This window comes from Paenibacillus koleovorans NBRC 103111 (genome assembly GCF_004000845.1).
GTDB lineage: Bacteria > Bacillota > Bacilli > Paenibacillales > NBRC-103111 > Paenibacillus_AA > Paenibacillus_AA koleovorans.
The window spans coordinates 20270-32789 of the sequence record NZ_BIMA01000006.1; the positions used below are offsets into that span (position 1 = coordinate 20270).

Annotated in this window: 16 protein-coding genes; 15 read left to right on the top strand and 1 reads right to left on the bottom strand. The window is 55.3% G+C overall.

Annotation, left to right across the window (positions count from 1 at the left end):
• Nucleotides 1–45: 45 nt before the first annotated feature.
• The 12 genes from ftsZ (at nucleotide 46) to PKO02S_RS03220 (ending at nucleotide 8952) form a co-directional block, all read left to right on the top strand.
• Nucleotides 46–1170: a cell division protein FtsZ gene (gene ftsZ, locus PKO02S_RS03165; protein WP_127579642.1), complete on the top strand. Its 1125-nt coding sequence runs from the start codon at nucleotides 46–48 to the stop codon at nucleotides 1168–1170.
• A gap of 280 nt (nucleotides 1171–1450) precedes the next feature.
• Nucleotides 1451–2374, top strand: coding sequence for a sigma-E processing peptidase SpoIIGA (gene spoIIGA / locus PKO02S_RS03170; protein WP_127579643.1), 924 nt, complete (start codon nucleotides 1451–1453; stop codon nucleotides 2372–2374).
• 73 nt (nucleotides 2375–2447) lie between these two features.
• On the top strand, nucleotides 2448–3170 hold the full coding sequence (sigE, locus tag PKO02S_RS03175) for an RNA polymerase sporulation sigma factor SigE (RefSeq protein WP_127579644.1): 723 nt from the start codon (nucleotides 2448–2450) through the stop codon (nucleotides 3168–3170).
• Nucleotides 3171–3301: 131 nt separating this feature from the next.
• Entirely contained in the window at nucleotides 3302–4084 is a 783-nt protein-coding gene (gene sigG / locus PKO02S_RS03180; RefSeq protein WP_127579645.1) for an RNA polymerase sporulation sigma factor SigG, read from the top strand.
• A 189-nt stretch (nucleotides 4085–4273) separates the two neighbouring features.
• On the top strand, nucleotides 4274–4570 hold the full coding sequence (locus PKO02S_RS03185; RefSeq protein WP_127579646.1) for a YlmC/YmxH family sporulation protein: 297 nt from the start codon (nucleotides 4274–4276) through the stop codon (nucleotides 4568–4570).
• A 107-nt stretch (nucleotides 4571–4677) separates the two neighbouring features.
• Nucleotides 4678–5580, top strand: a complete 903-nt coding sequence (gene pgeF / locus PKO02S_RS03190) for a peptidoglycan editing factor PgeF (protein ID WP_127579647.1) — start codon at nucleotides 4678–4680, stop codon at nucleotides 5578–5580.
• A 27-nt stretch (nucleotides 5581–5607) separates the two neighbouring features.
• Nucleotides 5608–6318 carry a YggS family pyridoxal phosphate-dependent enzyme gene (locus PKO02S_RS03195; RefSeq protein ID WP_127579648.1) on the top strand — a complete coding sequence of 237 codons (711 nt, stop codon included), beginning with the start codon at nucleotides 5608–5610 and terminating at the stop codon, nucleotides 6316–6318.
• A 2-nt stretch (nucleotides 6319–6320) separates the two neighbouring features.
• Nucleotides 6321–6764 (top strand): cell division protein SepF, encoded by a 444-nt coding sequence (locus tag PKO02S_RS03200; protein WP_127579649.1) that lies wholly within the window; start codon nucleotides 6321–6323, stop codon nucleotides 6762–6764.
• Nucleotides 6765–6769: 5 nt separating this feature from the next.
• A complete protein-coding gene (locus PKO02S_RS03205) occupies nucleotides 6770–7063 on the top strand; it encodes a YggT family protein (RefSeq protein ID WP_127579650.1) in 294 nt (97 codons plus the stop codon).
• A 17-nt stretch (nucleotides 7064–7080) separates the two neighbouring features.
• Nucleotides 7081–7866, top strand: coding sequence for a YlmH family RNA-binding protein (locus tag PKO02S_RS03210; protein WP_127579651.1), 786 nt, complete (start codon nucleotides 7081–7083; stop codon nucleotides 7864–7866).
• Nucleotides 7867–7963: 97 nt separating this feature from the next.
• The gene (locus PKO02S_RS03215) at nucleotides 7964–8449 is read left to right on the top strand and encodes a DivIVA domain-containing protein (protein ID WP_127579652.1); all 486 of its coding nucleotides are present in this window, start codon (nucleotides 7964–7966) and stop codon (nucleotides 8447–8449) included.
• A gap of 203 nt (nucleotides 8450–8652) precedes the next feature.
• On the top strand, nucleotides 8653–8952 hold the full coding sequence (locus tag PKO02S_RS03220) for a DUF5665 domain-containing protein (protein ID WP_373865184.1): 300 nt from the start codon (nucleotides 8653–8655) through the stop codon (nucleotides 8950–8952).
• Here the strand turns inward: PKO02S_RS03220 and PKO02S_RS03225 are convergent.
• The gene (locus tag PKO02S_RS03225) at nucleotides 8949–9662 is read right to left on the bottom strand and encodes a TraR/DksA C4-type zinc finger protein (RefSeq protein WP_127579653.1); all 714 of its coding nucleotides are present in this window, start codon (nucleotides 9660–9662) and stop codon (nucleotides 8949–8951) included. The genes PKO02S_RS03220 and PKO02S_RS03225 overlap by 4 nt on opposite strands.
• Before the next feature lie 145 nt (nucleotides 9663–9807).
• Between PKO02S_RS03225 and lspA the strand changes: the two genes are divergently transcribed.
• The 3 genes from lspA (at nucleotide 9808) to PKO02S_RS03240 (ending at nucleotide 12477) form a co-directional block, all read left to right on the top strand.
• Nucleotides 9808–10341 (top strand): signal peptidase II, encoded by a 534-nt coding sequence (lspA, locus tag PKO02S_RS03230; RefSeq protein WP_127579654.1) that lies wholly within the window; start codon nucleotides 9808–9810, stop codon nucleotides 10339–10341.
• Nucleotides 10301–11257: an RluA family pseudouridine synthase gene (locus PKO02S_RS03235; protein WP_127579655.1), complete on the top strand. Its 957-nt coding sequence runs from the start codon at nucleotides 10301–10303 to the stop codon at nucleotides 11255–11257. Before lspA ends, PKO02S_RS03235 begins: the two co-directional genes overlap by 41 nt.
• 62 nt (nucleotides 11258–11319) lie before the next feature.
• Nucleotides 11320–12477, top strand: coding sequence for an aminotransferase A (locus tag PKO02S_RS03240; RefSeq protein ID WP_174819872.1), 1158 nt, complete (start codon nucleotides 11320–11322; stop codon nucleotides 12475–12477).
• Nucleotides 12478–12520: the final 43 nt, after the last annotated feature.

Below are 12520 nucleotides of genomic sequence, written 5' to 3' on the forward strand. Positions count from 1 at the left end.
TGTGCAACGTAATGATTACGGACTTGTTAGGGGGATTTGGGATTTATGTTTGAATTCGACATGGACACGGATCAATTGGCCAAAATTAAGGTGATCGGCGTGGGCGGAGGTGGCAGTAACGCGGTCAACCGTATGATAGAGTTCGGGGTGAAGGGAGTCGACTTCATCACGGCGAATACCGACGCGCAAGCTTTGAATGCCGCCAAATCGACGCAGAAGCTGCAGCTAGGCGACAAGCTGACCCGCGGTCTTGGCGCCGGAGCGAATCCGGAAGTAGGCAAGAAGGCGGCGGAGGAGTCCCGGCAACAAATTATTGATGCGCTTAAAGGCACCGACATGGTGTTTGTGACCGCGGGTATGGGCGGCGGTACCGGTACCGGAGCAGCGCCAGTCATTGCCGAGATTGCGAAGGAATGCGGCGCCCTTACGGTTGGCGTCGTGACGCGTCCATTTACGTTCGAAGGGCGCAAACGTGCAGGACAAGCCGATGCCGGCATCCAAGCGCTGAAGGAAAAAGTGGATACGCTGATCGTCATTCCGAACGATCGTTTGCTTGAGATTATCGACAAGAAGACGCCGATGCTAGAAGCGTTTAGTCATGCAGACAATATTTTGCGTCAGGGTGTAAAAGGCATCTCCGACCTTATTGCCGTGCCTGGATTGATCAACCTCGACTTCGCCGACGTGAAGACGATCATGACCGAGCGCGGCTCGGCTTTGATGGGCATCGGCACGGCGAAAGGCGAGAACCGTGCGGCCGAAGCGGCCAAGATGGCGATCATGAGCCCGCTGCTTGAGACTTCGATTGACGGCGCGCGCGGCGTGTTGATGAACATCACCGGCGGCGTGAACCTGAGCCTCTACGAAGTGAACGAGGCGGCCGACATCGTATTCTCCGCATCCGATCCGGAAGTGAACATGATCTTCGGTGCCGGCATTGATGAGAACCTCACCGACGAGATTGTCGTGACGGTTATCGCGACAGGCTTTGAGCACCGTGCCGCTGCGCCTATTCAACAAACGCGCCGTCCAAGCGGCGTCAGCCACCAGGAGCCGGCGGAGAAGTACGCGAATCCGCTCAAGCCGTTCGGCGCTCCTCCATCCGGTGACCAGCTGGACATCCCGACGTTCCTGCGCAACCGCGGCAAGAACAATCCGGGCGGACGATAATAGAGTCTACCAAGATGCTGTAGGGGCCACCCTGCGGCTTTTTTTGTTTCTATCGAGCCTCTCAAACCCGCTGCTTGTCCCCCGCAAACATACGGAAAATTCGCCAAAATTAGATGCAAAGCACTGACAAGTTTAGACAGACTTTGGAATAGGCTTACTATATACTAAACTCATTCGTCGCCCCGATAGACATCTTGCCTTGTCGGGACGACCAACATACGCCGGTGTCGGACAGCGCTGCACATTTACGATGGAGTAGCAGGAAGCGGAGGAACCGATCTTGGTCGTTTACTTGGATCTCATCTTCCTCATCAACCTGTTCGTGGACGGCGTCATCCTGTATATGACGGCCTGGACCCGCAAGCTGCCTGTCAAGCTGTGGCGCTTGGGACTATCCGCCGCCTTGGGTGCGTCCTACGTCCTGTTGATGTGGATCCCTTCCTTATCCTTTATGTTCACGATTGCGGCGAAATGCTTACTTTCTGTAGTCATGCTCGTCCTAGCTTTCGGATTCGGAAGCATGCAAGCGTTTCTTCGCAATATCGGCACGTTCTATTTGATCAATTTCGCGGTGGCCGGCGGCATCTTTGCGCTCTACTACTTCACGCAGACGTCCAGCGAGGTGATGAACGGCATTCTCGTCACGCGGACCGGGGGCATCGGCTACACGATGCAGATCGGATTCTGGTTCACGGCGATCGGGCTGACCTTCATGATCTGGTTTTACCGGACGGTATTCACTTCTATGCGCCGGCGGCAGGCGATGACGCAATATTTGGCCCAGGTCCGCATCCAGATCGGGGAGTTCGAGTCGCAATGCACCGGACTCTTGGATACGGGCAACCAACTATACGACCCGCTTACTCGGACGCCGGTTATGGTGCTGGAGGCCGACCAGTGGCGGGAGCTGCTCCCGCCGGAATGGATGAAGCGCATCCGGCAGTCGGAGGTCGACCAGTTGATCGCGTCGATCGACGAGGGCGAATGGGAGTGGCAGGACCGGCTGCGGCTCGTGCCGTACCGAGGGGTGAACCGGGGCACGCAATTCATGCTCGCGGTGAAGCCCGACAAAGTCGTCGTCTCCTATTCCGACAACGAGATCGTGAACAGCAAAGTGCTGGTCGGATTGGACGGGGGCAAGCTGAGTGCGGACGGGTCGTATCAAGCGATCCTGCATCCGACGCTCGTACAAATGGACGTTTGACAGACCGAAGCCGCTTCACCACAATTTTATGAGAATGCCAACCTTGCGCTGGCCGTAATCAGGAGGGTACCCGATGCTGGTCAAATGGAAACTGATGATGAATCTGTATTACTATCGCTTCATGTTCCTGCTGGGGCTGAAGAGCGAGGAAATCTACTATATCGGAGGCAGTGAAGCGCTACCGCCGCCGCTTACGCGAGAGGAAGAGGAGTATTTGCTCGAGAAGCTGCCCTCCGGCGATTCGGCGATCCGGGCGATGCTCATCGAGCGCAACCTGCGTTTGGTCGTCTACATTGCGCGCAAGTTCGAGAACACGGGCATCAATATCGAGGATCTGGTCTCTATCGGCGCGATCGGCCTCATCAAGGCGGTCAATACGTTCGATCCGGAGAAAAAAATCAAGCTCGCTACATACGCCTCGCGCTGCATCGAGAATGAGATTCTGATGTACCTGCGCCGCAACAGCAAGTTGCGGACCGAGGTCTCGTTCGACGAACCGCTTAATATCGATTGGGACGGCAATGAGCTGCTGCTCTCCGATGTGCTCGGCACCGAGAACGATACGATCTATCGCAACATTGAGGAGCAAGTCGACCGCAAGCTGCTGCACAAGGCGCTTGACAAGCTTTCCGAACGGGAACGCATCATCATGGAGCTGCGATTCGGCTTGCAGGACGGGGAAGAGAAGACGCAGAAGGATGTCGCCGACATGCTCGGCATCTCCCAATCGTACATATCGCGGCTCGAGAAACGCATCATCAAGCGGCTTCGCAAGGAATTTAACAAGATGGTGTAAGCTTTGCGGCGCGCCTAAGACACCGTTTTCATAACGCCTCGGACACCTCGTGCGGGCCTCGACAAGCGCATAAAAAAACTTTCCAAGGAGATAATGTACAATAATGTTGCTCCTTGGGAGGTAGTTGCACGATGACCCGAAATAAAGTGGAGATCTGTGGTGTTGATACTTCGAAACTTCCCGTACTGACGAACGCCGAAATGCGCGAGCTGTTCGTACGGCTTCAAAATAACAAGGAGCGAACGGCAAGAGAGAAATTGGTGAACGGGAACCTGAGGCTGGTGCTGAGCGTCATCCAACGGTTCAACAATCGGGGCGAATTCGTGGACGATCTGTTCCAGGTCGGCTGCATCGGCCTCATGAAGGCGATCGACAACTTCGACCTGAGCCAGAATGTCAAATTTTCCACGTATGCGGTCCCGATGATTATCGGAGAAATACGCCGCTACTTGCGGGACAACAACCCGATCCGGGTGTCGCGTTCGCTGCGGGATATCGCCTATAAGGCGCTGCAGGTACGGGACAGTCTGACGAACTCGAACTCTCGAGAGCCGTCGATTTACGAAATATCCGAAGCGCTCAACGTGCCCAAGGAAGACGTCGTGTTCGCGCTCGATGCGATCCAGGATCCGGTATCGTTGTTCGAACCGATCTATCACGATGGCGGCGATCCGATCTACGTGATGGACCAGATTAGCGACGAGCGGAACAAGGACATTTCCTGGATCGAAGGGATTGCGCTGCGGGAAGCGATGCGGAAGCTGAACGACCGGGAGAAAATGATATTGTCGATGCGCTTCTTCGAGGGCAAAACGCAGATGGAGGTAGCCGACGAAATCGGCATCTCGCAAGCGCAAGTGTCGCGGCTGGAGAAATCGGCGATCTCCCAAATGCAGAAGCATGTCAAGACTTAGTCCAACAGTAGAACAACAGATGGGCTTGGCCGATATTCGGTCAAGCCTTTTTATTTTCAACAAAAAAAGTGAATCTTCGTCCCTGCGGCAGGACATTTCCTGCGCCCCCGTCATATAATGGGAACTGTAGGCATGGGCGCTAACGCAGGCTTGCTTGGCCTAACTTCTGGCGATCTCGGGTGATGCTTCGTGAAAATTTCAGATTTTCAGTCCAAGGACGTCATCAATATCGTGGATGGGAAAAAGCTGGGCCAAATCAGCGACCTGGAGCTTGATCTCCGGCAAGGACGCATCGATTCGATCGTCGTTCCGAACAGCGGCAAGTTTTTCGGATTTTTCGGCAACGGGACGGATGTCGTCATCCCCTGGCGCAACATTGTGAAGATCGGCATGGACGTCGTGCTCGTGAAGTTGGACGATGCCAGGTCGTATCGGGCAGTAGAAGAAGGAGAACCGCAGCAGGAGTACAATCGATCCTATCGATAAACATGGTGTCAGGGCAAGGCAGGCGGCTCCCGGGAGCAGGAGGTTCGCTTGCCTGACCGGCCATCAACCTATACATAGTACGTACTATCTGAGGAGTGGACAAGCCAATGAGCAGCAGCAACAGCGCCAACAATACGAGTAGAAATCAACAAGAGGCATTCGCAGAAACCTCAATCGCCGGCAAACCCGCCGGTTATCAGATCGCGGATTGGCAACAACGGTTTCCCTATATAAGCGCAGGCATCACGTCCCGTCACGGCGGAATCAGCACCGGACCGCTGGCTTCGATGAATTGTGCGCTTCACGTCCAGGACGAGCCGCAGCATGTGATCGCCAACCGTGCGGCTTTCGCCGACACGCTCGGGATCCCGGTCGAGGCTTGGACATGCGCCGAGCAGGTGCACGGCAACCGGGTGGCGCTCGTGACAGCGCAGCAACGCGGCCGCGGCCGGCTGACGCGCGAGGATGCGCTGCAAGCGACCGATGCGCTGATCACGCAGGAGCCGGGCATCTGGTTGACCGCTTTTTTCGCGGATTGCGTGCCGCTATATTTCTTCGACCCTGAACATAAAGCGGTAGGTCTGGCCCATGCCGGCTGGAAAGGCACGGTGCTGCAAATTGCCGAAGAAACGGTTGAAGCGATGACCTCCGCTTTCGGCAGCCGCCCCGAGCGGATGTTGGCTGCAGTCGGCCCCTCCATCGGCGCCTGCTGCTATGAGGTGGACGATGCGGTCGCCAAGCCGGTGCGCGAAGCGTTAGAACGAATGGAAATGGCGGAGCAGGAAATCCGGTTCCTCGTCCCGGATCGCGAACGGGCGGGCAAATATCGGCTGAACTTGCAACAATTAAATGGACAAATTATGATAAAAGCAGGAATTATGCCGATCCATATCGAAATATGTGGTTTGTGTACCAGCTGTCGGACGGACGCGTTCTATTCCCATCGGAAGGAGCATGGCCGTACCGGGCGGATGGCTGCATGGATTGGCATAGACCTGACAAGCGTGTGAAGGCCCAGGAGAGAGGATAGAACAACGATGAGTTTGACCCCGATGGAAGTGCGGATTCAGAACGTGGAAGAGCACATCGCCGCGGCTTGCCGGCGCAGCGGTCGCAGTCGCAGTGACGTGCAAGCGATCGCCGTTACGAAATACGTCTCGCTGGAGACGACCCGTTTGGCCATGCAGCTAGGACTTTTACATATCGGCGAGAATCGCTGGCAGGATGTGCAGCCGAAGTGGGAGGCGCTTGGCGCTTCCGGCGTCTGGCATTTTATCGGCCACTTGCAGACGAACAAAGTGAAGGATGTCATCGGCAAGTTCGAGTACATCCACTCGCTGGACAGGCTGTCGCTAGCGACGGAGCTCGAGCGTCAGGCGGCAAAACGGGGCATCGACCGCGTCCAATGCCTGATCCAACTGAACGTCTCCGGCGAGGAGACGAAGTACGGCATGGCGCCGGATCGGCTGCTCGAATTTGCGGAACAGCTCCGCGAGATGCCGAGACTGCATGTTGCGGGCTTGATGACGATGGCCCCGTACGAGATGGAAGCGGAGCATACCCGCCCTGTGTTTCGAGCGCTCCGCGAATGGAGAGATAAGCTGAATGCGAGCGGGATTTTGAAGGAAGCAGCGCCCCACCTGTCGATGGGCATGTCGAATGATTTCGAGGTGGCGATCGAGGAGGGGGCGACGATGGTGCGATTGGGCACCGTTCTGGTAGGCAAAGAGATAACCGAGGAGGAATAACGATGGGCGTAATGAATCGATTTTTAAACTTTGTCGGTTTGCAGGATGAAGAAGAAGTAGTCGAGCGGGAGCGAGTTGTGGAGGATACCACGGATGAGCATGAAACCGTTGCGTCCGATTCGCGTAAAACAAAAGGGAACATTGTGAGCATTCATTCCCAGCGTAACACCCGGGTAGTCCTGTGCGAGCCGCGTTCGTACGAAGAAACGCAAGAAATAGCCGATCACCTGCGTTCGCGCCGTCCGACCGTCGTCAATCTGCAACGCGTCAGACCCGATCAAGCGATCCGCATCGTAGATTTCTTGAGCGGTACGGTATATGCGCTGAATGGCAGCATTTCCAAGCTCGGTCCGAATATTTTTCTGTGTACGCCGGATTCCGTTGAAATTCAAGGCGCCATTTCGGAAATGCTTGAACAAGAGGAAGAATACAGAAAATCGAGGTGACCGTGTTGGACGAATTTACCATTGCATCGATTCAAGGCTATATCTCCCAACTGGGTGTTATTTACCAATATCTAATTATCGCTTACGTCCTGCTCTCTTGGCTGCCTAGCGCTCGGGAAAGCTTCATCGGCGAAATGCTCGGCAAGCTGGTCGATCCGTACTTGAGCCCGTTCCGGAGACTGATCCCGCCGATTGCCGGCATGATCGACATCTCCCCAATCGTTGCCTTGATTGCGCTTCGATTCGTTGTAATGGGGATCAATACCATTGTCGGCTGGCTGCTCGGCGTATTCGTGTAGCGGCTGGCTGAGACGATATGACGGACCGCGATTTCTATAGTCATTTTCATTCCGACGAGCATCATTTCGTCGATAAAGCGTTGGATTGGCTGGAGCGAGCAGGCGAGCGCCATACGGTGAAGCTATCGGATTTCCTTGATCCGCGGCAAGCTCACATCCTGACCATGCTCGCCAATCGGCATTCCGACGCGCAAGTGCAGCTGTTCGGGGGCTACGTTGGGGCAGAGCGCAAACGCGCGTGGATCGCTCCGGAATACAAGGCACCGCAAGAAGCCGACTTCCAACTGTCGCTGCTGGCGATCACCTCGGAGGATCCGCAATTCGGCTCACTGGAGCATGGCGACTTCCTGGGCGCTCTGCTTGGGGTCGGTCTCAAGCGCGACCGAATCGGCGACCTGCATGTTAAAGAACGGCAATGTCATGTAGTGCTGGCGACGGAAGTGTCCGATTTTTTCCGCATGCAGCTGCAGCAAGTGGGCAGGGCTCACGTTCGCACGGAATTGCTGCCGATCTCGGCGTTGGAGCCGGTCGTGCAGTCGTATGAGGAGATGGGTCTTTCGGTTGCCTCGATGCGAATGGACGGCATAGTAAGCGACGTATACCGGCTCAGTAGAGCCAAGGTGCTGCCGCCGATCAAGAACGGCCGTTGCCGGATCAATTGGAAGGTCGAAGAAGATCCGAGCAAATCGCTTAAGGCAGGCGACGTCGTTTCGTTTCAAGGGTTCGGACGATTCCGAGTATTGGATGTCGAAGGCGAGACGAAGAAAGGTCGAATCCGGTTGAAAATTGGGAAATACGTGTAGAGGGCGTGCAGGATTTTGCTCCATGGCGTCGAATGGTACAAGATGAGGAGAGCGTTCGGCAGCAAGAGAAGTCTCTCAAATTTCAGGAGGTGCACCAATGCCTTTAACGCCATTGGACATACATAATAAGGAATTCAGCAAACGAGTACGCGGCTATGACGTAGACGAGGTCAACGAATTCCTCGATCAAGTGATTAAGGATTATGAGTCGATGCTCCGAGAAAATAAAGAATTGCAAAATCAATTGCAAGGGCTTCAAGAGCGCTTGAACCATTTCTCGAATATCGAAGAGACGCTGAGCAAAACCATTATTGTCGCCCAGGAAGCGGCCGATGAGGTGCGCAGCAACTCCAAGAAAGAAGCGCAGCTGATCGTGAAGGAAGCGGAGAAAAACGCGGATCGGATCATCAACGAATCGCTGGCCAAGTCGCGTAAGGTGTCGATGGAGATCGAGGAGCTGAAGAAGCAGGCTTCCATCTATCGAACTCGATTCCGGACGCTCGTTGAGGCTCAGCTCGAGATGCTGCGGGGCGATTCCTGGGATACGCTCAGCCCGAAAGAGAAAGAAACCGTGCTCGAATAGCCGGCCCAAGTTCGCATCGAGAGAGCAAATAACGGCCTAGAGGCTTCTCGTCCATAGCGGGCGGGGAGCTTTCTTTCTTCCCGAACAGGACTTGCCATGTAAACCCAATCGTATGATCCTCGTCCCGGACGGTTATAACTAAGTGGAGACTTTCCTAAGGAGCGGGTACCGTGGAGCAAACAATCGGACGGCACGAGGAAAAGCTGGACAACGAGCAGCTGTCCAGCTTGAACGAACGGTTGGTGAAAATCGCCGACCAGATGGAGAAAACCCAGATCGCCGACTACGTGATGATGTTGAACAAACCGAAGCGGTTGATTATCATCAATATGGTAACCGGTATCGCACGCGGAGTAGGCATCGCGATCGGGTTTACGGTATTTGCGGCGACCATTTTGTACATACTGCGCATACTGGGAGCGCTCAACCTGCCGATTATCGGCGATTTTATTGCAGATATTGTGAAAATCGTTCAGGTGCAGCTGGAAGGCCGGGCGTTTTAAGGCTCGAGCAGCGGTTCGCCCTCCTGATGATCCATGTAGTCTTGATACGCCCGGTTGCGCACTATAGTTACGTTGCCGCCATAGATGTCGGTCGCCAGGAAGCTCTCGAGCGATTCCACATATCCTTCCTGCTCGCTTGCTTCGATGTACATCTCGTTATAATCGGATACGTGCGGATCTTCCGACATAGCAGGCGTGTTGGACGTTCCCCAGCTTTCGACGATTTGCCAGGCGTCTTCGCCGTCGAACTCGGTTTCCTCGTCCCGCTCATCGAAGCTGTTCCGACCGAAGGGATGCTCCATTACCTGCTCTTCGACAGGACGGGCATGGGCGAATGGCATATGCTCCGCCGCGTGAGCGACACATTCCGTCGTTGTCGGAACGGCAAGCAATCGTTCGAATGGAATCGGCTCTCCGCATGCGGAGCAGACACCGTATTGCTCCCGATCGATTCGATCGAGCGCTTGATCGATTTGCTCTAGCTCGTGGCGCGCTTTGTCGTCCAGGGCGATGTCCTTCCCTCGTTCGAACAGCTCGCTGCCCAGATCGGCCGGGTGATTGTCGTAGGCGGATAGTTCGCCGGTCGATCGGCCAAGCGACTCGTCCAAGCCGTATTGCTCGTTCAGATCAAAATGGCGCTGCAGCTCCGCTTGATCGTTTCGCAGGGTAGCGCGCAGCTCTTGCAGCTCAGCATCGTTCAAGTGGTTCATGGTTGGTCGGGCTCCTTCCTGATCATGACGCTTATTCGCATGCTACTAGGGTTTACGCCGAGCGCCGCTTTTAGTGAAGGAAGTATAAGGATGGCCGACGGGAAGTCGGTCGCGTGGCAAGGAATAGCTTGAAGGAGGAAACGGCATGATTTATTTTTTGTACGCGTTCTTGGTGCTTGTCTTGGACCAGTTTACGAAGTGGCTGATCGTCCGCAACTTGGAGCTTTATGAAACGATTCCGGTGCTGGGCAATTTCTTGTCCATTACGTCGCATCGGAATAAAGGCGCGGCATTCAGCATTTTGCAAAACCAGCGCTTGTTTTTTCTCGTCATTACTACATTCGTGATCATCGGGATCGTGTGGTACTTGCGCAAGGTAATCAAGGAGAATAGAAAGCTGCTTCCGGTAGCGCTCAGCCTCGCGTTGGGCGGGGCATTAGGCAATTACATTGACCGCGCCTTGTTCGGGGAAGTGGTGGACTTTATCCAGTGCCATTTTGTTTTCTCGATATTGGGTTGGGACGTAGATTATATTTTTCCGATTTTCAATGTGGCGGATTCGGGGGTTGTGATCGGGTTTGGGTTGGTATTCCTCGACACGCTGCTCGATTGGCGGAAGGAAAGAAGAGGCGAAGTGCATGAGCTGGACGACGGAATCGTCGGAAATGGACAATCCTGAGCTGCTCGAGTGGCGGGTTGGCGATGAGGACGACGGAGAGCGGATAGACAAATATGTGACGGACTCGATAGAGACGGAAGTATCCCGCTCGCAGGTGCAGCTATGGATTAAAGGCGGCCATGTCACCGTGAACGGTGCTGCGGTCAAGCCGAATTACAAGCTCTCCGCTGGCGAAACGGTCGTGTTGCACATTCCGGATGCAGTAGGGAAGGACTTGGCGGCGGAGCCGATTCCAATCGAAGTCGTTTACGAAGATAGCGATGTTATAGTCGTGAATAAAGCGCGAGGCATGGTTGTCCATCCGGCGCCGGGGCATAGCTCGGGTACGCTTGTAAACGCACTGATGCACCATTGCAGGGACTTAAGCGGGATTAACGGGGAATTAAGGCCGGGCATCGTCCATCGGATCGATAAAGACACGTCGGGATTGCTGATGGCGGCCAAAAACGATATGGCGCATGTGTCGCTGGCCGATCAACTGAAAGCTCATTCGGTTGCTCGAGTGTATACAGCCATCGTGCACGGTAAAGTGTCGCATGATCACGGCACGATTGATGCGCCGCTCGGTCGGGATGCTTATGATCGTAAAATGTACACGGTGACCAATAAAAACAGCAAACACGCGGTAACGCATTTCCTCGTGCTGGAGCGAATCGGCGATTTCACGGTGCTGCAGCTGAAGCTGGAGACCGGAAGGACGCATCAGATTCGGGTACATCTGAAATTCATCGGCCATCCGCTCGTAGGCGATCCGGTGTACGGGCTGCGCTCGCGCAGCGATAAATGGATGCAAGGGCAGGCACTGCATGCAGGCGTGCTCGGATTCGGGCATCCGCGTACCGGCGAGCAGCTGGAGTTCGAAGCGCCGCTGCCGGACGACATGGTCAAGCTGCTGGAAGTATTGCGTACGATGTAGGCTGGGAGATAGGACGAGGAGGAGTCGCGATGGGCACAACAGACAATGCAGGAACTGCCGGTCTGGAGCAGCTGGTCAATGCCAGCGTGCAGGGGATTCAGATTTCGGGCATCCGCAAAATATCGAACTTGGTCGCCACCTACAAGGATGCGCTCACTTTGACGATCGGGCAGCCTGACTTTCCGACGCCCGCTCATATAATTGCCGCAGGGAAACGAGCGCTGGACGAGAACCGCACGGTGTACACGCCGAATGCGGGAATGCCGGAATTGCGTCGGGCGGCGGCTGCGTTCGTGCGTACGAAGTACGGACAGGACTACAACCCGGATACGGAAGTGATCGTAACGGCTGGGGCGAGTCAGGCGCTCGACATCACATTGCGGACGATTCTTGAGCCCGGCAGCGAGGTGATCTTGCCCGGTCCGTTGTACCCGGGGTATGAGCCGATCATCCGTCTGTGCGGAGGAATTCCTGTATACGCCGATACGACGGGGACGGGGTTCAAGCTGACGGCGGAGCTGATCCGGTCGAAGCTGACGGACAAGACGCGCGCGGTTGTGCTCTGCTATCCTTCCAATCCTACGGGCCGGGTGATGGACGCCTCGGAGCTGGCGGATATTGCAGCGCTGCTGCAGGATCGGCAGCTGTTCGTAATCTCGGATGAGATCTACAGCGAGCTCGTGTATGACGGCTTGGGGCATCGGTCAATCGCTACAATTGGCGGCATGCGCGACAAGACGATCGTCATAAATGGCCTGTCCAAATCGCATGCCATGACAGGCTGGCGGATCGGCTTCACGTTCGCGCCTGCCTATTTGACCCAGCATATGGTCAAGGTGCATCAGTACAACGTCACTTGCGCCACCTCGATTTCGCAATATGCCGCAGTCGAGGCGCTGACGAACGGGCTAGATGACGCGGAACCGATGAAGGCCGAGTATGTGAAGCGGCGCGACTACATGCACGGTCGACTGGTCGCGATGGGAATGCCGGTGGAGAAGCCCGAAGGGGCTATTTATTTGTTCCCTTCGATTCAAGCTTACGGCTCAAGCTCGATGGAATTCGCAATGAAGCTGCTCGAGCAGGAGCGGGTCGCCGTCGTGCCGGGGGATGCATTCTCGGTGCATGGCGAAGGATATGTGCGGTTGTCGTATGCGTATTCCATGGATGTGCTGACTCAAGCGCTGGATCGGTTAGAGCGATTCGTCAGCAAGGTGTGAAAATAGTAAAGGGCTATTCCCCTGAGCAGGCTGATTGGCTTGC